Source organism: Alloalcanivorax profundimaris (genome assembly GCF_015265435.1).
GTDB lineage: Bacteria > Pseudomonadota > Gammaproteobacteria > Pseudomonadales > Alcanivoracaceae > Alloalcanivorax > Alloalcanivorax profundimaris.
In genome coordinates this window covers 187932-212276 of record NZ_JABJWH010000005.1, presented here as the reverse complement: position 1 = coordinate 212276, position 24345 = coordinate 187932, and the positions used below count along the sequence as shown (strand labels likewise).

Annotated in this window: 19 protein-coding genes and 2 CRISPR repeat arrays; of the genes, 4 read left to right on the top strand and 15 right to left on the bottom strand. The window is 64.3% G+C overall.

Annotated features, from left to right (window positions below):
- Nucleotides 1-12: 12 nt before the first annotated feature.
- The 11 genes from casB to HMJ39_RS02325 form a co-directional block, all read right to left on the bottom strand.
- A complete protein-coding gene (gene casB, locus HMJ39_RS02375) occupies nt 13-654 on the bottom strand; it encodes a type I-E CRISPR-associated protein Cse2/CasB (RefSeq protein ID WP_161384375.1) in 642 nt (213 codons plus the stop codon).
- On the bottom strand, nt 651-2333 hold the full coding sequence (gene casA, locus HMJ39_RS02370; protein ID WP_194296137.1) for a type I-E CRISPR-associated protein Cse1/CasA: 1683 nt from the start codon (nt 2331-2333) through the stop codon (nt 651-653). The genes casB and casA overlap by 4 nt, the downstream gene beginning before the upstream one ends.
- A 347-nt stretch (nt 2334-2680) precedes the next feature.
- Nucleotides 2681-5368 carry a CRISPR-associated helicase Cas3' gene (cas3, locus tag HMJ39_RS02365; RefSeq protein WP_194296136.1) on the bottom strand — a complete coding sequence of 896 codons (2688 nt, stop codon included), beginning with the start codon at nt 5366-5368 and terminating at the stop codon, nt 2681-2683.
- Nucleotides 5369-5594: 226 nt separating this feature from the next.
- Nucleotides 5595-7149: a CRISPR direct-repeat array (repeat unit 29 nt; unit sequence CGGTTCATCCCCACGCCTGTGGGGAACAC).
- A 326-nt stretch (nt 7150-7475) separates the two neighbouring features.
- A complete protein-coding gene (locus tag HMJ39_RS02360; RefSeq protein ID WP_202553013.1) occupies nt 7476-7865 on the bottom strand; it encodes a type II toxin-antitoxin system VapC family toxin in 390 nt (129 codons plus the stop codon).
- 4 nt (nt 7866-7869) lie between these two features.
- The gene (locus tag HMJ39_RS02355; RefSeq protein WP_194296135.1) at nt 7870-8133 is read right to left on the bottom strand and encodes an antitoxin; all 264 of its coding nucleotides are present in this window, start codon (nt 8131-8133) and stop codon (nt 7870-7872) included.
- 170 nt (nt 8134-8303) lie between these two features.
- Nucleotides 8304-9066: a CRISPR direct-repeat array (repeat unit 29 nt).
- 156 nt (nt 9067-9222) lie between these two features.
- Nucleotides 9223-9945 (bottom strand): proteasome-type protease, encoded by a 723-nt coding sequence (locus HMJ39_RS02350; RefSeq protein ID WP_194296134.1) that lies wholly within the window; start codon nt 9943-9945, stop codon nt 9223-9225.
- 22 nt (nt 9946-9967) lie between these two features.
- Nucleotides 9968-10762: a transglutaminase family protein gene (locus HMJ39_RS02345; protein ID WP_194296133.1), complete on the bottom strand. Its 795-nt coding sequence runs from the start codon at nt 10760-10762 to the stop codon at nt 9968-9970.
- Nucleotides 10759-11688, bottom strand: a complete 930-nt coding sequence (locus tag HMJ39_RS02340) for an alpha-E domain-containing protein (protein WP_161384382.1) — start codon at nt 11686-11688, stop codon at nt 10759-10761. The genes HMJ39_RS02345 and HMJ39_RS02340 overlap by 4 nt, the downstream gene beginning before the upstream one ends.
- A complete protein-coding gene (locus HMJ39_RS02335; RefSeq protein WP_194296132.1) occupies nt 11682-13118 on the bottom strand; it encodes a circularly permuted type 2 ATP-grasp protein in 1437 nt (478 codons plus the stop codon). Before HMJ39_RS02335 ends, HMJ39_RS02340 begins: the two co-directional genes overlap by 7 nt.
- 252 nt (nt 13119-13370) lie before the next feature.
- Nucleotides 13371-14300, bottom strand: a complete 930-nt coding sequence (locus HMJ39_RS02330; protein WP_161384384.1) for an electron transfer flavoprotein subunit alpha/FixB family protein — start codon at nt 14298-14300, stop codon at nt 13371-13373.
- Nucleotides 14300-15049: an electron transfer flavoprotein subunit beta/FixA family protein gene (locus HMJ39_RS02325; RefSeq protein WP_161384385.1), complete on the bottom strand. Its 750-nt coding sequence runs from the start codon at nt 15047-15049 to the stop codon at nt 14300-14302. Before HMJ39_RS02325 ends, HMJ39_RS02330 begins: the two co-directional genes overlap by 1 nt.
- A gap of 571 nt (nt 15050-15620) precedes the next feature.
- On the opposite strand from HMJ39_RS02325, the gene HMJ39_RS02320 reads away from it, so the two are divergent.
- Nucleotides 15621-17276, top strand: a complete 1656-nt coding sequence (locus HMJ39_RS02320; RefSeq protein WP_161384386.1) for an electron transfer flavoprotein-ubiquinone oxidoreductase — start codon at nt 15621-15623, stop codon at nt 17274-17276.
- Nucleotides 17277-17527: 251 nt separating this feature from the next.
- Here the strand turns inward: HMJ39_RS02320 and HMJ39_RS02315 are convergent, their stop codons facing one another.
- Complete coding sequence (locus tag HMJ39_RS02315) at nt 17528-17815, bottom strand: hypothetical protein (protein WP_194296131.1); 288 nt, start codon at nt 17813-17815, stop codon at nt 17528-17530.
- 121 nt (nt 17816-17936) lie between these two features.
- Here HMJ39_RS02315 and HMJ39_RS02310 point away from each other — a divergent pair, with 121 nt between their 5' ends.
- Nucleotides 17937-18830: a LysR family transcriptional regulator gene (locus HMJ39_RS02310; RefSeq protein ID WP_161384388.1), complete on the top strand. Its 894-nt coding sequence runs from the start codon at nt 17937-17939 to the stop codon at nt 18828-18830.
- Between the two features lie 7 nt (nt 18831-18837).
- Here HMJ39_RS02310 and HMJ39_RS02305 read toward each other — a convergent pair whose 3' ends face one another.
- Nucleotides 18838-20385, bottom strand: coding sequence for a bifunctional GNAT family N-acetyltransferase/carbon-nitrogen hydrolase family protein (locus HMJ39_RS02305; protein ID WP_161384389.1), 1548 nt, complete (start codon nt 20383-20385; stop codon nt 18838-18840).
- A gap of 26 nt (nt 20386-20411) precedes the next feature.
- On the bottom strand, nt 20412-20786 hold the full coding sequence (locus HMJ39_RS02300) for a hypothetical protein (RefSeq protein WP_161384390.1): 375 nt from the start codon (nt 20784-20786) through the stop codon (nt 20412-20414).
- Nucleotides 20787-20830: 44 nt separating this feature from the next.
- Between HMJ39_RS02300 and cobB the strand changes: the two genes are divergently transcribed.
- Complete coding sequence (cobB, locus tag HMJ39_RS02295; RefSeq protein WP_161384391.1) at nt 20831-21538, top strand: Sir2 family NAD+-dependent deacetylase; 708 nt, start codon at nt 20831-20833, stop codon at nt 21536-21538.
- Here the strand turns inward: cobB and HMJ39_RS02290 are convergent, their stop codons facing one another.
- Nucleotides 21539-23140, bottom strand: coding sequence for a methyl-accepting chemotaxis protein (locus HMJ39_RS02290; RefSeq protein ID WP_194296130.1), 1602 nt, complete (start codon nt 23138-23140; stop codon nt 21539-21541). It abuts the gene before it with no gap.
- Nucleotides 23141-23263: 123 nt separating this feature from the next.
- On the opposite strand from HMJ39_RS02290, the gene HMJ39_RS02285 reads away from it, so the two are divergent.
- A complete protein-coding gene (locus HMJ39_RS02285) occupies nt 23264-24337 on the top strand; it encodes a 3-deoxy-7-phosphoheptulonate synthase (RefSeq protein ID WP_161384393.1) in 1074 nt (357 codons plus the stop codon).
- The last annotated feature ends 8 nt before the right edge of the window (nt 24338-24345 follow it).

Genomic DNA, 24345 nt, shown 5'->3' with positions numbered 1-24345 from the left:
ATGAGTGAAAATTCAGTCGTTGTTCGAGCGGTAGCCGGCTACTTGCCGGAAATAGTCATTGGCCCAGCGGAACGCCACCCCCTGCGTGGGCCGTTCGGGCCGCCACGGGCTCTCGTTTTCCTTCCACCACTGCAGAATATCGTCGGCCAGGGACACCACGCTGACGCCTTCCTTGTTGACCAGCGCCAGGGCACGCCGGAGCCGCATCAGCAGTTCCTCGAAGGAATGGCATTCCATCAGTTGCTGAAAACGTAGTTCGCTCATGCGTGGCTTTTTGGTATCGCCTTTTTGTTTGCCCGCTTCGGCGGCCAGGCTAACGCCGGCCTGCTCGTCGCGCAGCTCCGACAAGACCATGGCGACCCCGGCCCAGACATAGAGCTGATCCTTTCGGGTTTCATCACGATCCAACGCGTCCCAAAGATGCCGAAAGCCCTCGGTGAGCAGCGCGGCTTCCGGGCGGTCGCAACGGCGCAACTCGGCGCGCACGCCTTTTGACCAGCCTGGCCGGGAACCCTGTTTCTTCAGCATCTCGGGGGCCAGAGTCAGCCGCTGCCACCAGTCGCGCACCGCCCATGCTTCGTGGCCGGAGAGAACGTGACAGCGCTCTATCCGCGCGTCTTTCTTCCGTGGGTTTTCAAGCTCCATCTCGGTCATACCGCCTCCTCCCGCTTGTTGGTATCGCGTTCGCTGCGCGTCAGAGGAACATCGTATTCGCTGGCGAACTTCGTAATCGGTTTGGCGCCCTTGCCCTGCCCGCTCAGGAAAGCCAGCAGGCGGCCCCTTGCGGACACCACGCGCGGCCAATTCAGCGCCTCCTGGGCGGCGGTCAGCACCTGGTCTTCGAACAGTGCCAGTGAGGCGGCGCGCAGGGCCCGGAACCAGGCGTCGGCGGGGCCGCTCAGGTCGGCTGTTTCACCGTGCTCGATCAACACCGCCTTGATGCTTTCTAGCGCCTGGAAGAAGGCACCCTCGGTGTTCTCGTATAACTGCGCCTCCAGGTACGAAGTGTCGCCCTTGGTATCGCCGGGGCGCTCGAACCAGGCGTTCTTAATTTGCATACGCGTGAACCAAACCACTTGGCGGGTCAGCTCGCAGAAATGCTGCACCACCTGGCGAAAGACGTCCTGGAGGGCCTCCGGCAGTATCACCAACGGCATTTCCGTGCCGTACCAACAGCGGGCTTTCATGTTGTCCATGTCATAACCGAACACCCAAAGCCGGGGCCTCGTCAGCAGAGCCTCCACGTTTTTTCCCCAGGCCCTTTCATCTTTGCTGATCTGATACTTGGCCCCGAGGAAATCACGGACCACCGTCGCCGGCAGCGCTCCGGTATTGGCCGGGTCTGGCAGCACCAGGTAGGGCCAATTGCGGTAACCGATGCCCCCCGGCTGGCCCTTGCTGGACAAGGGCGGCTCTTGGGGTTTTTTCGGGTCCGTGCGATAGGGAGTGAGCGGGTGCAGCCAGGGCCCGGCATAGTTGGCGCCATAATTCTTGGCCTTCACCCCGCGTACGCTGCGGTCTGCCTCACGGCCACACAAATCGCAGCGGCAGGGGCGGTCTTCGATCATCAAACGGAAGCGTCTCGGCATGGCCCAATACGGATGCAATGGATGCATGTGTTCCGGGAACACTTCGGTATTTTTGGCCTTGCTTTCCAGGGTGGGAACCATCCAGGGAAACAGAGTGCCCTCCTCCGCCGAGGGCTCGGTGTAGGACTGCCCGTCACGGTCGAACACCGACGCCGGCATCACGTTCAGCCACAGCCGCTGCCAAAGACTGGCGTTGCCATCCTCGGGAAGAATCAGCGTGGTCAGAGGGCCGCCGCCGCGCAGGCCGACCCGGTAGCCCGCGCCCCCGGACGGCGCGTTGATCTGCATGGTGAACAAGGCCATGGCTGCGCAGTCCGGGCACATCACCTCGGTGCCGCCGCGCTTGACGAAGAAATCGGTATTGTTCTTGATGCCGTTGGCGCCCGGCGCGTCGATCAGCAGCCCGGCCACCGGCGACGATTTGGCGTCGTCCAGCGGGTCCAGGTCCTGCATGAAACGGGGGCCATCGCCGTCCAATTCAAAGGCAGGCAGGAACGGGGCAAAGGCCTCTTCCAGAGTTTTCTGGTCCGGCGGCGTCAGACGCTCTAGCCAGTCAACGTGGTGCCTGGGCGGCAAGGCAGTCTGCAGCAGCCCAATCAGCCATTGGTAGGCGGCGCCTTGAAAGTCGGCGCGCGGCAGAGCCAGATCAACGACATCAGCACTGGCCATCTTAAGAGGCGATAGATAACACCGCTCACCGCTCTTCGTTATGAATGGTAGCCAAGCATCCGCCAGAAGATTCATCCTGAGTTATCTCCGCTTCTTTCTGTTTCGGTAATACCGCCAACCCTTCCAGACGAATCGCGTCGTCCAGAATGCGATGGTGACGTAATTCCAAGACTCTAGATCTGCAAACCAACGAGCGATATGAGCAGCCAGTCTGTTCACAAGCAATGCCTCTTAGCACGACCATTAAGAAACATCGTACTGAGGCAAACCAGAAATCACAAGTCGGCCGGTCACTGGATTTTTCCAGCGGCAGCGATCTATACTACACCCATGGTCGTATTTCCTCGCTGCCGGGGATGAACCGTCGGCAGGCCAGTGCCTGTTAATTCGACCTACACGTTCCCCGCCATAGCGGGGCTTTTTCAATCCAACACACACCCAAGGGCCGGATCGTAGCGCACCGCTGCGTCCGGCTCGGGCAGCCAGGGCCGGGTGTATTTCAGTGCTTTGTACCGGCCCTGCAGCTCTTCCCAGGCGGCCAGGTCCGCCCCGGCCAATTCCGGCAGCTTGCGCGCCTGACTTTCCCGCAGGCGAAGCTGGCTGAGCATGGCGGCGTGGCGCTCGCCCTGGCTCCATAGTTCCATCCCGCCCCGTGCGTCTTTCTTCAGAAGCACCACGTTCACGGTGGGCTCGTCACTGAGTCGGGTGCCGATTTCCTGGTGATCGTCCAGCCAGGGCTGATCATCCCCAACGTAGCCGGCCGCCAGGTCCAGCAGGTTGTAGCGCGCCATGGAGATCCGGCCCTGGTCCTCACCTTCCTGCTGAAGGTGCGCATCACGCAGCCCTTCCGGCAGGGCGTCTTCGGGCACGCCGTAGACGCCCTCCAGCAATGTCCGCGCGTCATCAGGCAGATGGATGCCGCCGCGCTCCCGCAACACCTTCTGAGTGAGCCAACTTATCGCCACATTCGGATAAACGAAGGAAGTACCAGGCAAGGCATCACGCAGCCAGCTGGCCCGAGGCCGTTCATCCCACGGCGGCGCCAGCACCCACAGGCGCGGCGGCGGGCGCTCGCCACGCGAATGACGCTGAAGCCGGCCAGCCCGCTGTATCAGCAGGTCCACCGGCGCCAGATCGCTGATCATCACATCCACGTCGCAATCCAGGCTCTCCTGAAAAACCTGGGTAGCGATGAGTACCTGACCTCGACGCCCTTCCGGTTCGGAATGCTTGCCGAGCGCCGACAGCACCCGGGACTCAATCCGCTGGCGGTCGGCCATGGCGAAACGACTATGGAACAGGACGCAGCGATCCGGCTCGGGGTGACGCTCCCGCAACACCTGGTAAGCCCGGATGGCGTCATCCACCGTGTTTCGCACCCAGGCCACGGACAGCCCCCGGGATACGGCGTCGAGCACGCTTGCCACCGCCTGCTCTTCATCCTGCAGCCAATCCACCGCCACCGACCGGCGGCTCTCCGGCCGCGCCGCTACCGGCTGCTCCAGGACCACCGGATCGCCGCCTGTCCGGGTCAGCAATGGGAAGGCCATCTCTTCCAACAACGCCGGGTCGGTGTTCAACGCCTGGCGCCATGCGTTCACCAGAGCCTGGCGCTGGGCAAGGGGCAGGGTCGCGGTCAGCAAGATGGCGCTGCCGCCCTGCCTGGCATGGTGAGCCAGCAGCGCGGCCAGCAGTGACCGGGTATAGACATCGTAGGCGTGGACTTCATCGACGATCAGCAGCTTGTGCGCCAGCCCATACAGGCGCAACGACTGGTGCCGGAATGGCAGTACCCCCATCAACGCCTGATCGATGGTCCCCACCGCCACGTCCGCTAGTAGCGCCTTCTTCCGCGAATCCGCCAGCCAGTAATTGCATTGCGCCGACGCAGAGGCCTCGTCGGCACCATAATTCCGATCGTCAGGCTGGTCACCCACCAGCGAGCGGACGAAATCCTCGTTCAGTTCACGGGCGCCATGGGCCAGGACAAAGGATGGCTTGCCCTCTCCCGTATAGAAGTGACGGTGCAGGCTGCCCAGGCGGGCATACATGGCGTTGGAAGTGGCCATGGTGGGTAATGCGAAATAGAGCCCTTCCGCCGCCCCCGCGTGAAGCAACCGTTGAGCGAGGATACAAGCCGCTTCGGTCTTGCCGGCGCCGGTCACGTCCTCAAGGATAAAAAGCTGAGGCCCGGCCGACAGCTCCACCTCCTCCACTGCTTTTTGCAGCGGTGTGGGCGTCACCGGCACACCGCCGAACCACGCCGCCAGGCCACCGTAAGGCCGGGGTTCAAGAGCGTGCCCGAAACCGGTGCCCTGAAGGGCTTTCTCCGCTTTCTCAAGCGCCGCCGGCCAGTAGTCCTGCAACGGAGCCGGCTGGTCGTCGTATTCGAAGTAAGTCTGATTGGAGCCGAGCCAATCACTCAATACCGCCCAGCCGGCCAGGGTCCAGCTCAACCCGCGTAACGATGTCGACCATTGCGGTGAGGTCAGTTGCTCAACCGGCCATTGCACGTCCATGAGCGCCGACCATTCGGCGACAAAAGCACCGGCCGCCTCGACATCGTCCGTGTGCTGGTCGGCGCCAAAAAACGACTGGATTCGCAGGCCGTCCCTCGCCACGGGTTTGCCGTGATGACCAAACACCACGCTGGTCAAAACACCCAAGGAGTTACCAAGCGCGGCGCGTTGATCACCGTTAAAGGATTGCGCGGGAAATCCCAGGGTACCGTCCCGTAGCCAGCGTATGCCGACCTCCGACCACAGCAAGGCACCCAGACGGTCGTGACGCTCGGTATACTGGCAGGACGTCAGCGGTGCAACCAGCGACGGCATGGGCACCAGCCCCTGGAAAGCACGAGCGAACTTTCCCAGATCGTGCAACCCGAGAAAGAACACCAACAAAGGGCGCAATAGAGCCGGAGGAAGAGAGAGACGACGCCCTAACAGCCTGGCCAAAGGGCGCTCCGGTGCCAGCAAATGCCAGCCAACGGCCGCCACGTCCAGGCTGTGGAACGGTAACAGGTGGTACGCCGCACCGTCGTCGGAAACAGGCCGTGCTTTACCCCAATAATAAAAACAGGAAGGCCACTCAGTAGCGTGCGTCCCCATGACAAATCCCTTTCGCCTCTTTTAACCGTTCCATCCGACGGTGAGGTTTTTTGTGTCTGGGCTCTTCGGCCCATAATGTGGAGCGATTGGCGGCGTTGCCCCAAGCCTCGCCGCCAAAGCCACAATCTAGCGCATCCGTGATGCGGATCACAATGGGAAAAATTGACTGTGGCGTCATGCCGGCTTAGTCCCGGCGGCGGTTACCGCCCTTTCCTGGCATGCGCGCCAATTTATCCCCACGCCTGTGGGGAACACCCGTTGCCGGCCCGGGCGTAATCCGCGCCCAGCGGTTCATCCCCACACCCGTGGGGAACACCTGATGGAGCGCGCCGAGCGCACCATGCTGCCCGGTTCATCCCCACACCCGTGGGGAACACGCGGCCAGTCCCAGCTCGGCCTCCATGTCCTGCGGTTCATCCCCACACCCGTGGGGAACACATCAGTTTCCAGTCCGGCGCGTCGCCCTCACCCGGTTCATCCCCACACCCGTGGGGAACACGGATCTACTGCACCCAGCTATCCCTGGGGTGCCGGTTCATCCCCACGCCTGTGGGGAACACTGGTCGTAGGCTTCCAGCAGGTCCGCCGCATCTGGTTCATCCCCACGCCTGTGGGGAACACGTCGCCGCCCTGGCGATCGTCGCCGTGATCTACGGTTCATCCCCACGCCTGTGGGGAACACCGGGGCGCCGCCGCAGAGATTGAAGGGGCCTCCGGTTCATCCCCACGCCTGTGGGGAACACGCATTTCTTCCGGCGGGATTGCGGCCCCTGACTCGGTTCATCCCCACGCCTGTGGGGAACACCTTCATCGCCTCGCGGACGTGCTCGGGGAGCCCGGTTCATCCCCACGCCTGTGGGGAACACTTCTGGTCCAGGCTCCGGCGCGCTTTCATCAGCGGTTCATCCCCACGCCTGTGGGGAACACTGTGCGCGAGTAATCCCCCTCGCGCGGCTGCCCGGTTCATCCCCACGCCTGTGGGGAACACTCGCGCTGCTGGTCGATGTGGTCGGCCAGATCCGGTTCATCCCCACGCCTGTGGGGAACACGGCCCACTGGCTCACCTGGTCCTCGACCCACGCGGTTCATCCCCACGCCTGTGGGGAACACCCCCAGGTGGCCTGTTCATCCCAGGTGAGTTCCGGTTCATCCCCACGCCTGTGGGGAACACTATTAACGATGTACTGCGGCATTGTTGTTCTCCGGTTCATCCCCACGCCTGTGGGGAACACTACCGAAGCCGCGGCGCCTGCCCCGAGCTGGCCGGTTCATCCCCACGCCTGTGGGGAACACAGACCCTGGGCCGGATAGCTCTCGACCTGGATCGGTTCATCCCCACGCCTGTGGGGAACACGCAGATTTACGTGACCCACCTTCCGGACGGCTCGGTTCATCCCCACGCCTGTGGGGAACACGTGGTCAGCCAGCGGTGGCCCAAATCCATGTCCGGTTCATCCCCACGCCTGTGGGGAACACCGGTAGACCGGCTTGTTTTCCTGAAAGTGACCGGGTTCATCCCCACGCCTGTGGGGAACACGGTTCAACGAGCCAAAATTCCGGTCGGTGCCGCGGTTCATCCCCACGCCTGTGGGGAACACTTCGTGGGCCAGACGGGCAGATCACGGCGCTGCGGTTCATCCCCACGCCTGTGGGGAACACTCCTCGCCGGATTCATCAACGACGTGGCCATACGGTTCATCCCCACGCCTGTGGGGAACACAGGTACGGTTCGCCCTCGTTGTACTGGATCCGCGGTTCATCCCCACGCCTGTGGGGAACACTCTAAATGTATCCCATTGATTCAAAAGAATAAATTAAGGCTCCAATTTTCCACCAACCGAATCGATCAAAAAACCGACAGGGCAATAGTGCCCTATCCTAGCCTCCTGATAGAGGGCAAGTAGATACGCGACCAGCCGGTTCCAGCGGTGCCAGGGCTGGCGTATCACGCTTTCAGGTTGAGGGGCGGCGGCATCGTATGGATCCGCGGGAAAGGGGGCTCATGCTCGACAACCCGCATGGAGGCAAGCTTTTTATATGATTGCAGCGATCAGGAGTACGACATGCCGGGGTTCACCCTGGCTTGCCAGGTCCGCATGAATAAAGCTTACCTTTCGGCCCAATCTTCGACTTCAAGACCCCGAATGTGTCTGAATGCCTTGTCCGACGTCACCAACACCAGGCCGAGCGAATAGGCATGCCCCGCGATCATCATATCCAGGTCGGACAGTGATACACCGAGGGCCTGGTTGTCGGCCCGCAGCGTACCGTATCGTTGCGCCACATCGGAATCCCAAGGCTCAACGGACACCCGGGCCAAGAACTCACGAACCAGAGCCGCCAGACGTGTGGCGCCAGGTCGACGTGCAAGCCCGAATCGCAACTCTCCCTCGGTGACGGCCGAGATGCAGAGCTCACCAATTGAAGTAGCCGTGACGGCCGCGACGACGGCGGGCTGACCTCGCAGCAAATGGCTCACCGTGTTCGTGTCCAGCATGAATCTAGCCACGATCCATGCCCTCAAGAGGGTCGCGATGCGCATCGCGAGCGGCACGGTCATCCGGTGTCAGAAAGTCATCCGGCACCTCGGTCCGGGCCTGCGCTTCGAGGAAGCCCGCCCAGTTCTCCGGACGCGGGCTCAGCACGATGTCCCCGGTTACCGGGTCCCGGCGGATAAAAACCTCTTTTTCAGTGAAGCGATACGCGGCCGGCAGCCGCACTGCCTGGCTCCGCCCACTCATGAATACCTTTGCTGTATCGGTCATGAAGCACCTCCAGGGCATGATATATATCATGGAATATACTATCGCTTCCAAATCAGAGCAACCCGGGGTTGAAACCGATACCACCGCACGCGCGGCAAATCGGCAACCTCGCTTATCTCCCCACGCCTGTGGGGAACACGCCGCCCGTGAGCTGACGGAATGGGCGGCCTACGGTTTATCCCCACACCTGTGGGGAACACAGCAGCCAGTCCGAGCAGTACGCCTGCCGGTACGGTTCATCCCCACGCCCGTGGGGAACACCAGGCCGCCCAGGTCCTCGGTGTAGCCGGCCGCGGTTCATCCCCACGCCCGTGGGGAACACTGTTCAATGTCCACGACCAGGCGTTCGGCTTTCGGTTCATCCCCACGCCCGTGGGGAACACGGCAGGTGAGTCCGGAACAGGAAATGGCGGAGCGGTTCATCCCCACGCCCGTGGGGAACACTTCCCGATGCGGTGCGGATAAATCCAAGGCGCCGGTTCATCCCCACGCCCGTGGGGAACACTGCCAGTCTGGACCCGGACAACGACGTGATTACGGTTCATCCCCACGCCCGTGGGGAACACTTCAGGGTGACCAGGCGCACTGCGGCAATGGCCGGTTCATCCCCACGCCCGTGGGGAACACAGTGCGCAGCAGCAGCGCCACCGCAGCGATCACGGTTCATCCCCACGCCCGTGGGGAACACGCGTATCGCGGCCCTGGAATCTGCGCTGAGGCCCGGTTCATCCCCACGCCCGTGGGGAACACTCCCGGTGGATTCCATGCCCGTCCTGAGCGGGCGGTTCATCCCCACGCCCGTGGGGAACACCTGGACCCCCAATCACCGGCAAACGGTGAACCCGGTTCATCCCCACGCCCGTGGGGAACACACTCAGCCGCCCGCTGGTGGCGCTGACAAGCCCGGTTCATCCCCACGCCCGTGGGGAACACTCTAAATGTATCTCATTGATTAAAAAGAACAAAACGAGGCCGGAAAATTCCACCGAACAAATTGATCAGAAGTTAACCGATGAAAACGGAGGCCGGATTCGGCCTCGCGGGCTCGTTGATGCGGCCCATCGCCCTGTCGCCGCCCGGGCGGCGGGCTCACTCCCAGGTCAGGTCGGGGATGCGCTGGAAGACGTCGCGGAGGCCCTGGGACCAGGCTTCGCCGAGCTGGCGGAAGCCTTCGTGGTGTTCGTCCACGTTGAAGTGGGCCTGGTCGCTGAAGCTGTCGCGGGGGTAGCGCAGCACGTCCAGGGGCAGGCCCACGGACAGGTTGGAGCGGATGGTGGAATCGATGCTGATCAGGGCGCATTTGATGCCGTCGTCCAGGGGGGTGTCGTAGTCGATCACCCGGTCCAGGATCGGTTTGCCGTACTTGGTTTCGCCGATCTGGAAGTACGGCGTGTCGGCGGTGCACTCGATGAAGTTGCCTTCCGGGTAGACCAGGAACAGCCGTGGCGGCTCGCCCTGAATCTGGCCGCCGACGATGAAGCTGCTGCCGAAATCCACGCCGCCCTGCCCCTGGCCGCTGTCCCGGGCCACCACCTCGCGGCCGGTGGCGCCGACAATGCTGGCCACATCGTACAGCGAGGCGGCGCCAAACAGGTTGGGCTGGTCGCTGTTGAGCCGCATGCGCATCAGGCTCAGTACGCTCTGGGTGGTGGCCAGGTTGCCGGCGGTCATCAAGACGATGACGCGCTCGCCGGGAATCACGAACTTGTGCAGCTTGCGGTAGGTGGCGATCTGATCGACGCCGGCGTTGGTGCGGGAATCCGCGGCGAACACCAGGCCGTCCTTGAGGGCCAGGGCCACGCAATAAGTCATGCTGTACTCCGTTCCACCCGCCTTACTGGTGGTCAGCGCCGGATTGGCGTACCCGTGCCACCGCCTTGAGCGATTCCACGCCGCCGCCATAGCGAACGCCCCGCACCGGGCAGGCATCGAGATAGTCGAGGCCCACCGCCAGCTTCAGGTGATGACGCGGACGGCGGGTCTGGTTGGTGACGTCGAAGGTGTGCCAGCCGCCGTCCTGCCAGACCTCGGCCCAGGCGTGGCTGGCCACATGTTCGGAATCGTCGCTGTAAAGATAGCCGCTTACGTAGCGGGCCGGAATCCCCTGCACCCGGCAGCAGGCGAGAAACACATGGGTGTGGTCCTGGCACACGCCGCGCCCGCCCTGGTAGGCGCTGATCGCGTCGCTGGCCACGTCGGTGGCGCCGGGGGTGAACGGCATGTCCGCGAGGATGCGCTCACTGAGCCGTTCCAGGCGCTCCAGCACCGGCGTGCTAAGGTGGGATTCCGCCAGGTCGATGAGCGCCGGGTCGGCGCCGGTGAGCGGCGACACCCGAGCGAACACCAGCGGCGACAGGCGGTCGTCGTCGTCCTCGCTGTCCTCGTCGGTGATTTCCACCTGGCCCCGGGCGGTGAGCTCGATACCCTGGTGGGGTTGATCCAGGGTCAGCACGTGCAGGATGTTGTCGAAGCCGTCGGAGGCCCGCTCGGCCCGTTCCGGCAGATCCAGATGCCAGTCGAGGATGCGCTGGCGCCGGGACGGGCGCGGCGTCAGCCGCAGGTACTGGGTGCTGTGGCGGACCCGCTCGGAATAGCGGTACTCGGTGCGGTGCCGGATGGACAGTTTCATACCACCTCCAGGTATTCCTCGCGGATGGTGTCCGCCAGTTCGTTGATGCGGCGCAGAAAGTCGGTCAGGTATTCGTGCAGGCCGGTGTCCACGATGTGCCCCAGGTCGCCGTACTGCAGGCGGGCGAACTGCACCGCCGCCAGCCGCTTGGCGGTCTGGCCGGCGTCGCCCTCGATGGCGGGCAGCAGCTCGCACAGTTGCTGCACGCAGGAACGCAGCGACCGGGGCACTTCCGGCCGCAGGATCAGCAGCTCGGCGACGCGCTCGGCGTTGATGGTTTCGCTGTGGATTTCCCGGTAGGCCTCGTAGGCACCCACCGACCTCAACAGGGCGTGCCAGCGGTAGAAGTCCACCGCCGTGTCCCCGGCGGGGGCACCGCTGAGATGGCGAACGTCGAGAATTCGCGCGGTGTTGTCGGCGCGCTCGATGAAGGTGCCAAGACGCAGGAAGCGGAAGGCATCGTTACGCATGCTGGTGCCGTAGGTGGCGCCCCGGAACAGGTGCGAGCGGTTTTTCACCCAGTCGAAGAATTCGCTGACGCCGTAGCCGTCCACCCCCAACTCGCGGATCTCGCGCAGCTCCAGCCAGGTGCTGTTGACGCTTTCCCACATTTCCGCGGTGATCTTGCCGCGCACCGCGTGGGCGTTCTCCCGGGCGTCGCGCAGGCAATGAAAAATGCTGCCTGGGTTGTTCTCATCCAGGGTGAAGAAGTGCAACACCCGGTCGATACGAACCTCGCCATGGCACTGTTCATAGAGCGCGCCGCTGCCGGAAATCACCAGGGGCGCGGCGATTTCCTCTCGGGCATTCACGGCAAACGGGATCAGCGACAGGTTCCAAGCCACGTCCAGCATGCGGGCGGTGTTCTCGGCGCGCTCGAAATAGCGCGACAGCCAGTACAGATCGGCGGCGGTGCGGCTTAGCATGATCCGTCCTCCAGCACCCAGGTGTCCTTGGTACCGCCGCCCTGGGAGGAATTCACCACCAGGGAGCCGGCGTTCATCGCCACCCGGGTGAGTCCACCGGGCACCAGGCGGCTTTCCTTGCCGCTGAGCACGAAGGGGCGCAGGTCGATGTGGCGCGGCGCGATGCCCTCGTCCACGAAGATCGGGCAGGTGGACAGGGACAGGGTCGGCTGGGCGATGTAGTTGTCCGGGCGCGCCTTGAGACGGTCGCGGAAGGCGGCGATCTCCGCCTGGCTGGCCGCCGGCCCTACCAGCATGCCGTAACCGCCGGCGCCGTGGACTTCCTTGACCACCAGCTCCGGCAGATGAGCCAGCACATGATCCAGCGCCTTGGGGTCGCGGCACTGCCAGGTAGGCACATTGGAAAGGATCGGCTCTTCATCCAGGTAGAAGCGGATCATCTCCGGCACATAGGGATAGATGGACTTGTCGTCGCCGACCCCGGTGCCCACCGCGTTGGCCAGCACCACGTTGCCCTGGCGGTACACCGAGAGCAGGCCGGGCACGCCCAGCATGGAATCCGGGCGGAACGCCAGCGGGTCCAGGTAGTCGTCGTCGATGCGCCGGTAGATCACGTCCACCCGCTGGGGGCCGGCGGTGGTGCGCATGTAGACGAAGCCGTCCTTGACGAACAGGTCGGCGCCCTCCACCAGCTCGATGCCCATCTGCTGGGCCAGGAAGGCGTGCTCGAAATAGGCGCTGTTGAAACGCCCCGGGGTGAGCAGCACCACGGTGGGATAGGCCACGCCGCTGTCCTCCTGAAGGGTTTCCAGCAGCAGCGAGGGGTAGTGCTCCACCGGCGCCACCGACTGGTGGGCGAACAGCTCCGGGAACAGCCGCATCATCATGCGCCGGTTCTCGATCATGTAGCTGACCCCGGACGGGGTGCGCAGGTTGTCCTCCAGCACGTACCAGGTGCCCTCCCCGTCCCGGATCAGGTCCACGCCGCTGACCTGGGAATACACCTGATTGGGCAGGTCCACGTCCTGCATGCAGGGCTGATACTGGCTGTTGCCGAAGATCTGCTCGGCGGGGATGCGGCCGTCACGGACGATGGCCTGATCGTGATAGATGTCGTGCAGGAAATGATTCAGCGCCCGCACCCGCTGAATGGCGCCGGCTTCCAGATGCCGCCAGTCCCGCGCCGGAATCACCCTGGGCAGGGCGTCGAAGGGAATCAGGCGCTCGGTGCCGTTCTCCTCACCGTAGACATTGAAGGTGATGCCCACCCGGTGGAACTGCAGTTCCGCTTCCTTGCGCTTGCGCACCAGGTTGTCCCGGGCCTGGCCCAGTAACCACCGGTGGTAACCCTTGTAGGAATCCCGGACCTTCCCGCCCGGTTGAATCATTTCGTCGTAGCCGGAGACTTCCGGCAGGGATAATGACCGCATGGCGCCCTCGCTGGCACGGCCCCGCCACCTTGCGGGGCCCTTTCCAGTATGAGCAAAGGCCGTGCCAGCAATTGTAAATCTTTAGGCGGCAATCGTGCGCCAAAGCGGCGCCCGGGGCGACCTGTGCGCCACCATGGCGCACGGCATCGGGCAACGCCGTCACCGGGAACGGCGTGTAGGAGCCGCTAAGGCCCGGAACGAAAAAGCCCGGCGCGTGGCCGGGCTTTTTCAGGGTCGGACGTCGAACCGGGTTCAGAGCTTGCTGTCGAGCTCCGGTACCGCTTCGAACAGATCCGCCACCAGACCGTAGTCGGCCACCTGGAAGATCGGGGCTTCCTCGTCCTTGTTGATCGCCACGATCACCTTGGAGTCCTTCATGCCGGCCAGGTGCTGGATGGCACCGGAGATGCCCACCGCCATGTACAGGTTCGGGGCGACGATCTTGCCGGTCTGGCCCACCTGCATGTCGTTGGGCACGAAGCCAGCGTCCACGGCGGCGCGGGAGGCACCGACGGCGGCGCCCAGCTTGTCGGCCACCTTGTAGAGGATCTCGAAGTTGTCGCCGTTGCCCATGCCACGGCCACCGGAGATCACGATCTCGGCGCTGGCCAGCTCGGGACGGTCGGACTTGGCCAGTTCCTCGCCCACGAAGGAGGACAGCTCGGAGTTCTTCACCACGTCCAGGCTTTCCACGGCGGCGGAACCACCCTCGGCGGCCACCGGATCAAAGGAGGTGGGACGCACGGTGATCACTTTCTTGGCGTCGGCGCACTTCACGGTGGCGATGGCGTTGCCGGCGTAGATCGGACGCTTGAAGGTGTCGGCGTCGACCACGTCGGAGATCTCGGAGATCTGGGCCACGTCCAGCAGCGCGGCGGTGCGCGGCGCGAAGTTCTTGCCGGTGGTGGTGGCGGCGGCCAGGATGTGGCCGTAGTCCGCGCCCACCTCGGCCACCAGCTCGCCGATGTTCTCGGCCAGTTGATGCTCGTAGGCGTCGTTGTCGGCGCACAGCACCTTGGCGACACCCTCGGCCTTGGCGGCTTCCTCGGCCACGGCGCCGCAGCCCTTGCCGGCCACCAGAACGGTGATGTCACCGCCAATTTCCTTGGCGGCGGCGATGACGCTGAGGGTTGCCTTGTTCAGCGCGGCATTGTCGTGTTCGGCGTAAACTAAAACACTCATCAGATCACCTTCGCTTCGTTCTTCAGTTTTTCAACCAGCTCGTCCACGGAGCCCACGATGATGCCCGCTTGACGCTCCGGCGGATTCTCCACCTTCTCGATGGTCACGCGCGGGGTCAGGTCGACGCCCAGGTCCGCCGGGGTCTTGTTGTCCAGCGGCTTCTTCTTGGCCTTCATGATGTTGGGCAGGGAAGCGTAGCGCGGCTCGTTGAGGCGCAGGTCGGTGGTCACCACCGCCGGCAGCTTCAGTTCCACGGTCTGCAGGCCACCGTCGATTTCACGGGTAACCTTGACCTTGCCGTCGGCCACGTCCACTTCGGAAGCGAAGGTGCCTTGCGGCATGCCGGCCAGCGCGGCCAGCATCTGACCGGTCTGGTTGTTGTCGTCGTCGATCGCCTGTTTACCGAGGATCACCAGGTCCGGCTTCTCGTCGTCGACGATGGCCTTGAGTGCCTTGGCGATGCCCAGAGGCTGCACCTCTTCATCGGTTTCCACCAGGATGGAACGGTCCGCGCCCAGCGCCATGGCGGTACGCAGTTGTTCCTGGGCGGCCTTGGGACCGATGCTCACGGCCACGATCTCGGACACCACGCCTTTTTCCTTCAGGCGAACGGCTTCTTCCACGGCGATTTCGCAGAAGGGGTTCATGGCCATTTTCACATTGGCGAGATCAACACCGGAGTTGTCCGCCTTCACGCGAACCTTAACGTTGTAGTCAATGACTCGCTTGATGGGTACAAGAACCTTCATAGGATCCTCGGAATCTTCCACTTGGTGACTTGAGTCGTTCCCGTCCGCGGGCGTTCGCCAGCGGTCACCCACCGGCGCGTTCGGTGGCTGCGACAAAGCAGGGTCTGGAAGTCCACCGAGCCTTGTGGCAACCCGGCCCCCGGGAGGGACGGAAACGATGAAAAGGGCGAGACGACGCCGAACACGGGGCCCCGCGCGAGGTCCGGTATCTTGAACGCTGCCCTGTGGAACGTCAATAGGCCAAAAATGCGTAAGCGGATGATTTCTCTGCCAATTGTGTTCATTTTTCATGACCCGCCGGTCGCCGATCTTCTTGAAAATCAACCACCTGGCGACGGATAATCCAAACATCCGTTTGAATCGAAGTGAAAGACGATTCCGAAAATGGTGCAATCAGTGGTGCGACAAGGAGGATGCTTATATACTCCGCGCCACCCCAAGAACCTCCGTCCTTAAATAAGCCAAGCCGTTCGGCCCCGGCCGGCCCTCGGCAGCGCGGCGTGGAGGTCCCGGCCGGCCCCTATAAGGCAAGATAAGGGCCGTAACGCAACCGAAAGCTAGGAGACAGGCTGTGGAACGCGAATCAATGGAAGTCGACGTCGTCATCGTCGGCGCCGGTCCCTCCGGTTTGGCAACTGCCTGCCGTTTGGGACAAATCGCCCAGGAAAGCGGCCAGGAACTCAGCGTGGTAGTCGTCGAGAAGGGCTCCGAAGTGGGCGCCCATATTCTTTCCGGCGCGGTGTTCGAGCCGCGTGCGCTGAACGAACTGTTCCCCGACTGGAAAGACAAAGGCGCGCCCCTCAACGCCCCGGTCACCGCCGACGAAATCTATTATTTCACCGGCGCCGACAAGGCCAGCAAGGTCCCCGGCCCGTTCGCGCCGAAGACCATGCACAACGAAGGCAACTATGTCATTTCGTTGGGCAATCTGTGCCGCTGGCTGGCGGAACAGGCGGAAGGCATGGGCATCGAGATCTTCCCGGGCTTCCCGGCCAGCGAGGTTCTCTATCATGAAGACGGCTCCGTGAAAGGCATCGCCACCGGGCAGATGGGCGTCGCCGCCGACGGCGAGCACAAGCCCAGCTACGACCCGGGCATGGAGCTGCACGCCAAATACACCGTGTTCTCCGAAGGCTGCCGTGGCCACCTGGGCAAGGAGCTGATGGAGAAATACAACCTGCGCGAGGGCGTGGATCCGCAGCACTACGGCATCGGCATCAAGGAGCTGTGGGAAATCGATCCGTCCAAGCACCAGAAAGGTCTGGTGATGCACAGCGCCGGCTGGCCGCTGAGCGAATCCGGCAGCCCGGGCGGTGCCTTCCTTTATCACCTGGAAGACAATCAGGTGACCCTGGGGCTGATCACCGACCTGGCCTACTCCAACCCGCACGTCTCGCCGTTCGACGAGATGCAACGCTGGAAGACCCATCCGGAAGTCAAAAAGTACCTGGAAGGCGGCAAGCGCGTCAGCTACGGCGCCCGGGCCATCGCCAAGGGCGGCCTGCAGTCGCTGCCGAAGATGACCTTCCCCGGCGGTATTCTGGTGGGCTGCGACGCCGGCACCCTGAACTTCGCCAAGATCAAGGGCAACCACACCGCCATGAAGTCCGGCATGATGGCCGCCGAGACCATCGCCAAGGCGATCGCCGACGGCCGCGCCAGCGACGAACTGAGCGAGTACAAAGCCACCTTCGAGAACAGCTGGGTGTACGAGGAACTGCATCAGCAGCGCAACTTCGGCCCCGCCCAGCACAAGTTCGGCAACCTGCTGGGTTCCGCCTTCGCGTTCGTCGATCTGAACATCTTCAACGGCAAGCTGCCGTTCACCATGCGCGATACCACGCCGGATCACGACACCCTGAAGCCGGCGGATCAGTGCAAGAAGATCGATTATCCGAAGCCGGACGGCAAGCTGACCTTCAACAAGCTGGATTCGGTGTTCCTGTCCAACACCAACCACGAAGAGGATCAGCCCTGCCATCTGCAGCTCAAGGATCCCAGCATTCCCATCGAGTACAACCTGCCCAAGTACAACGAACCCGCGCAGCGTTACTGCCCGGCGGGCGTGTACGAGGTGGTGACCGACGAGGAAAGCGGTGACAAGCGGTTCCAGATCAATGCCCAGAACTGCGTCCACTGCAAGACCTGCGACATCAAGGACCCGACCCAGAACATCAACTGGGTGGCGCCGGAAGGCACCGGCGGGCCCAATTACCCGAACATGTAAGCGGGTCCCTCGCGGAACAAGAAAGCGCCCTTCGGGGCGCTTTTTTTATGCCCGCCCGGAAGGGGAAAACGCGGCGGAAGGTTCCCTCCATCCGGGCCGCGTCTTGTCGTAGTCCCCCTTCCGGGAACGTCGTGAATCCATCCCTGGAGACTCCCGGTTTGACATCCTGTCAAACAGGGTCCCGGAAGGGGGACTACGACAAGACGCTACGAGGTAGCGTCCCGCGCGGCTTCGAAGTATGGCATTGGCGGTTAATCGCCTGTGCTGGCTTCTTGGCGGTGGCGCAAGGCCTGGATGGGGTCATGGCTGAGGGGTAAACGCAGAGCCCAGAGCAGATCCTCGCGGTGGAAGCCCAGGTCACGGAGCCGGCGGTCGTCGTAGTCCAGCAGACGGCGCAGGCGGCGGCGTTTCAGCCAGGCGCGCAGCCGCGTTTCCAGGGCGTGGATCAGGCCCAGGGGCGGCATGGCGGGCATCGGGAACGGCGGTTCCGGCGGGCGCCGGGGGATCGGTTTGGGACGGTCGCAATCGAAGCGCGGCATGGTTCACCTCCTGCGGTTTTCGGTATCGGATGACCGCAGGGTGGCGTCGGCGCCTTGTTCAATCCAACGAAAAGTTCTACATTGACCGTTCAGTTTTTCTGAAAGCAATCCGGAGCCGCCCATGACCGCCCCCCGACCGGAACCGGCCGCCCCGCCGCTGCTCGATACCGAGGTGCTGCGCAGTTTCGTGGCCATCGCCGAAAGCGGCAGTTTCACCCGCGCCGCCAAGCAGGTGTTCCGTACGCCATCGGCGCTGAGCATGCAGATCAAACGCCTGGAGGAGACCCTGGGCCACCCGCTGTTCGTGCGCGAGGCCCGCCAGGTGCGCCTGACGCCGGAGGGCGAGACCCTGCTTGGCTACGGCCGGCGGCTGCTCAAGCTGAACCAGGAGGCGGTGTCGCGGTTTCTGGCGCCGTCGGTGGAAGGCACCGTGCGGGTGGGCACCCCGGACGACGTGGGCACGCGCATCCTGCCCCAGGTGCTGAGCCGCTTCGCGCGTTCCCATCCGGCGGTGCAGGTGGAGGTGCTGGCCGGGCGCAGCGGCGAGCTGGTGCGGCGCATGGCGGAGGAACGGCTGGACATGGTGTTGATCACCGAGGGCAACGACGACCTGGCGCCGGGGCTCGGCGAGGTGGTGCACACCGAGCCGCTGGTGTGGGCGGGCCGCGAGGGCGGCGTGGCGGCGCGGCGCTCGCCGCTGCCGTTGTCGGTGGCCAACGCCGGCTGCGCCTGGCGGGCCATGGCCCTGGCGGCGCTGGACCGGGCCGGCATCGGCTACCGGCTGGCCTACAGCAGTGAGCACTGCGCCGGCCAGGAAGCGGCGATGATCGCCGATCTGGCGGTGGCGGCCTTTCCGCGCAGCCTGGTGCGCCCGCCCCTGCGTATTCTCGGCGCCGAGAGCGGCCTGCCGGCCCTGGGCGACTACCGGGTGGCCCTGGTGCGCGGCGAGGCGCCCTCCCCCGCCGCCGAGGCCCTGGCCGGGCAGATCACCCAGGCGTTCCGCGAGCGGCGCTGACCGCGGTCTAGGTTTCCGAATCGAGCGCCTGCTGGCCTTTCCACACCAGGCTGTAAAGATCCTTGCGGCGATCGCGGATGTTGGTCACCGAGCCCTCGCTGTGCAGCAGCTTGAGCTTTTCCAGGTCGATGTCGGCGAACAGCAGCATCTCGGTGTTGGGCTGGGACTCACTGATGATGGCATCGTGGGGGAAGTAGAAATCACTGGGTGAAAACACCGAGGACTGGGCGTACTGGATGTCCACGTTGTCGACCCGCGGCAGGTTGCCGACGCTGCCGGAGATCGCCACGTAGCATTCGTTCTCGATGGCCCGGGCCTGGGCGCAGTGGCGCACCCGCAGGTAACCGTTCTTGGTGTCGGTCCAGAACGGCACGAACAGAATTTCCATGCCCTGCTCGCCGAGCAGCCGGCCCAGCTCCGGAAACTCCACGTCGTAGCAGATCAGAATGCCGATGCGGCCGGCGTCGGTGTCGAAGATGCGCAGATCATCGCCGCCCTGGATCGCCCAGTCCTTGCGTTCGTGGGGGGTGATGTGGATTTTCTTCTGCTGCTCCACGGAGCCGTCGCGGCGCATCAGGTAGGCCACGTTGTAGATGCGGCCGTCCTCTTCCAGCGGCATGGAGCCGCCGATGATGTTGATGTTGTAGCTCACCGCCATGTCCGCCATGGCGTCGCGGATCTCCTCGGTGAAGCTGGCCAGATAACGTACCGCCTCCACCGAGTTGAGGTCCGGCTTGAGCCCCATCAGCGGCGCGCTGAAGAACTCCGGCAGCACCGCGAAATCGGCGCGGTAATCGGACAGCGAATCGACGAAGAACTCCACCTGGCCGAGCAGGTCCTCCACCGAACGGGCCGCGCGCATGCGCCGCTGCACCACGCCCAGGCGCACCACCGAGCGGCGCGGCCAGTCGCCGTCGTCGTCGGGCTGGTAGAGGATGTTGTCCCACTCCAGCAGGGTGGCGTAGCCCCGCGAGCTTTCGTCCTCGGGCAGGTACTTGACCAGCAGGCGCTTGACGTCAAAGCCGTTGGACAACTGGAAGGTGAGAATCGGGTCGTAGATGGCCCGGGATTCCACCTCCTCGATGTACTGGGTGACGCTCATGTTGTCGGCGTAATCCTTGTAGCCGGGCAACCGGCCGCCGGCCAGGATGGCGCGCAGGTTTTCTTCCCGGCACAGTTCCTTGCGCGCCTCGTAGAGACGCCGGCCCAGCCGGTAGCCCCGGTACTCCGGATCGACGAACACGTCCAGGCCGTACAGGGCATCACCCTTGCGGCTGTGCGAGCGCACCTTGTCGTCGGTGATCAGGTCCTCGTAGCGGTGCGGGTTGGAGAAGCGGTCGTAGCTCACCTTCACGGTCAGGGCCGTGGCCACCAGATTGCCGTTGTCCTCGATGGCCAGCTGGCCCTCCGGAAACAGACGGATCAGGGTGGCGATGGTTTCCTCCGGCCAGGCACCGCCGATGTCGTGGTAGACCTGGTCCATCAGCCGCGCCAGCGCCGGGTAATCCTCCAGGGTGAGCTGACGCAAACGCAGTCGGGTACTTTCTTCGGCCATGCTTGTCTCCAATCGCAGGCTGGGTGTCAGGCGTTGAGGGGCGGAAACGGAATCACCCAGTGGCAATCCCGGTTGCGCAGGGCGTCCTCGCCGGACGCGTAGAGGGCCACGCCGTCCGGGCGCACGAACAGCACCGCGCCGGAGTTGAGGCCGATGTAGCCGGAGCTTTGCTCCGCCACGTAGCCATCCGGCTCCAGGTACAGCGGACAAAGCGCGTCCGGGATCGGCTGGTAGCCCACCAGGCCGTTGGCCAGGGGGTCCTCCACCGCGCGCCGGTCGCGGTACAGGGCCACGGCGTCGGCGCCCACCAGGAGCACCATGCCCTGGTGAAAATGCAGCAGATTGACGGACCCCCGGGCGGGTAATGACAGGACTTCCTGCCGTGCGATAATCGTATCCATTAAGACTCCGCGAACGTTCCACGGTAAACCGGAGACGGCGAACCATGCAGGAAAAGATTGTAATACTTACCGGCGCCGGAATCTCGGCGGAATCCGGCATCAACACCTTCCGCGACGCCGGCGGCCTGTGGGAAAACCACCGCATCGAGGACGTGGCCACGCCGGAGGCGTTCCAGCGTGATCCCCACGGCGTGCAGGCATTCTATAACCGCCGCCGCGAACAACTGCGCGACCCGGCGATCCGCCCCAACGCCGCCCACCAGGCCCTGGCGCGGCTGGAGCGGGAGCGGCCCGGCGAGGTGCTGGTGATCACCCAGAACGTGGACAACCTGCATGAACGGGCCGGCAGCCGCAACGTCATTCACATGCACGGCGAGCTGCTCAAGGCCCGCTGCCAAAGCACCGACACCCTGGTGCCGGTGGAGGCGGACCTGGCCGCGGATCTGGAATGCCAGGTGTGCGGCGCGGCCGGGTGCCTGCGTCCGCACGTGGTGTGGTTCGGGGAAATGCCCCTGGAGATGGACCGCATTTTCGACGCCCTGGCCGGCTGCGAACGCTTCATCAGCATCGGCACCAGCGGCAACGTCTACCCGGCGGCGGGCTTCGTGGCCGAGGCCCGCGCCCACGGCGCCCACACCGTGGAGCTCAACCTGGAGCCCTCGGAGCAGGCCACCGCCTTCGCCGAGCACCGCCACGGCCCGGCCTCCGAGCGGGTGCCGGACTACGTGGAGGAACTGCTGGCCGGCGGCTGATTACAGCACGAAGGATTTGATCAGCGTATCCAGGCGCTCGGCGTGGCGGCGCATTTCCGCCGCCGAGGCCGAGGTCTGCTGCACCATGGCCGCGTTGCGCTGGGTCATGGCGTCCATTTCCGCCACCGCCGTGTTGACCTGGCCGATGCCCCGGCTCTGTTCCCGGGCGCCGGTACTGATGTCGGCGATCAGCTCGCTCACCGGCGTCACGCTGTCGACGATTTCCTTCATGGTGGCGCCGGCCCGGCGCACCAGTTCCGAGCCCTGCCGGGTGCGGGTCACCGAGGTATCGATCAGGGCACGGATTTCGGCGGAAGCCTCGCCGCTGCGCCCGGCCAGATTGCGCACCTCCTGGGCCACCACCGCGAAGCCTCGGCCATGCTCGCCGGCCCGGGCCGCCTCAACGGAAGCGTTCAAGGCCAGGATGTTGGTCTGGAAGGCGATGCCGTCGATCAGGCCGATGATCTCGGCGATGCGCGCCGCCGATTCGTCGATGGCGGCCATGGTGGTTTCCACCTCCTGCATGGCGCGGCCGCCCTCCCCGGCGACCCGGGCGGCGCTGCCCACCATGGTGCTGGCGCGCTCGGCGGAGTCGGCGGTGTGGTCCACGGTGGCGGTGATCTCCTCCATGGACGCGGAGGTTTCCTGCAGGCTGGCCGCGGACTGCTCGGTGCGGGTGGCCAGTTCCTCGCTGCCCGAGGCGATCTCGTCGGCGGCGCCGTTCACCGAGCCGGTGGTGTCGCGCACCTCGCGCAGAGCGTCCTGCATGCGCGACACGAAGGCATTGAACTGGCGCGCCAGCTCGCCCACCTCGTCATTGCCGGTAACCGCCAGGCGGCGGGTCAGATCGCCCTTGCCCCGGGCGATGTCCTCCATGGCCCCGGCGGTGTCGCGGATCGGCTTGACCACCCGGCGGACCAGCCAGGTGGCCAGCACGCCGACGACCACCAGCAGGCCGCCGCCGGCCAGGGCGGTGACCATCAGCGAGTGGCGCTGGTCCGCCCGCGCGGCGGCTTCGATGGCGGCCATGTCCTCGTCGATGTCGGTGATGTAGACACCGGTGCCGATGACCCAGTCCCATTCCGGTACCGCGACCACATAGCCGTATTTGGTCTCCACCTCGCCGGTGCCGGGGTGCAGCCACTTGTACTGATAGGGGCCATCGCCCTGATCCTGGGCGATATGGACCATGTCGCGGACCAGGTACTGGCCGTCCGCGTCCTGCTGATCCCAGGAGTTATCGTTGGGGTTGTTGGCGTTGGCGACTTTATTGCCCTGGAAGTCATAGGCGAACAGGTAACCGTCCGCGCCGAATTTCATGCCGAGCAGCATCTCCTTGGCGCGGCGCTTCGCTTGCGCCTGGTCATCCATGCTCAGCAAGGGGCGGATCGCCGAGCGGGCCACTTCGGTGGCATTGCGCATACCCTGCTCGCGCATCCCGATCATCGCCTGACGCTGCTGCTCAAGGCTGTGATCGGTGGCGCGGGTCCGTTCCACCGCGGACCACAGCGTCAATACCAGCACCGCCACCACCATTGGCAGCAGTGAGAGCAACAGAATCTTGGCCTGCAAACGCAGACCATTAAAAGAGAAAGGTTTCATGACAGTCCTAGTGAATAAAGCAAAAAAATGCATTCACGTTATCGGCGCCATAGGCTGAAACCTTAATGGTATTCCGCTAGACTGCGGGTCTTCCGGCCATCACCACCAACAAGCAGCCAGATCATGAGTCAGATACAGGTAGACGACATCAACATCGAGTCCCAGGAGGTGCTGGTCACCCCCCGGGCCCTCAAGGAAGAATTGCCGCTGAGCGACGGCGCGCTGAACACCGTGCTGCAAGGTCGCCAGCAAATCCGCGACATCCTCGACCGCAAGGACCCGCGCCTGTTCGTGGTGATCGGCCCCTGCTCCATCCACGACCCCAAGGCGGCGCTGGAATACGCCGAGCGGCTCAAGAAACTGGCCGCCGACGTGGACGACGCCCTGTTTCTGGTGCTGCGCGTCTACTTCGAGAAGCCGCGCACCACGGTGGGCTGGAAAGGGCTCATCAACGACCCCTACATGAACGACTCCTTCAAGGTGGCGGACGGCCTGCACATCGCCCGCAAGCTGCTGCTCGACGTGGCCGAACTGGGCCTGCCGGCGGCCACCGAGGCGCTCGACCCGACCACGCCGCAGTACATCCAGGACCTGATCTCCTGGTCGGCGATCGGCGCGCGCACCACCGAATCCCAGACCCACCGGGAAATGTCCTCCGGCCTGTCCGGCCCGGTGGGCTTCAAGAACGGCACCGACGGCAGCCTGGACGTGGCGGTCAACGCCATGCTCAGCGTGCGTCACCCGCACCGTTTCCTGGGCATCGACCCGGACGGCCGCGTCGCCCTGACCACCACCAAGGGCAACCAGTACGGCCACGTGGTACTGCGCGGCGGCGGCGGCAAGCCGAACTACGATTCGGTGTCCGTGGCCCTGGCGGAAACCGCCCTGGACAAGGCCGGCGTGTCCACCAACATCATGGTCGACTGCTCCCACGCCAACTCCAACAAGGACCCCAGCCTGCAGCCCCTGGTGATGGAAAACATCGGCAACCAGATCCTGGAGGGCAACACCTCCATCGTCGGGCTGATGGTGGAATCCCACCTCAAGCAGGGCAATCAGAAGATCCCCGCCAACCTGGAGGATCTGGAGTACGGCGTGTCGGTGACCGACGGCTGCATCGGCTGGGACACCACCGAGCAAGCGGTCCGCGACCTGGCCGACAAGGTGCGCGACACCCTGCCCCGCCGCGGCCGCTGATCCTCCTC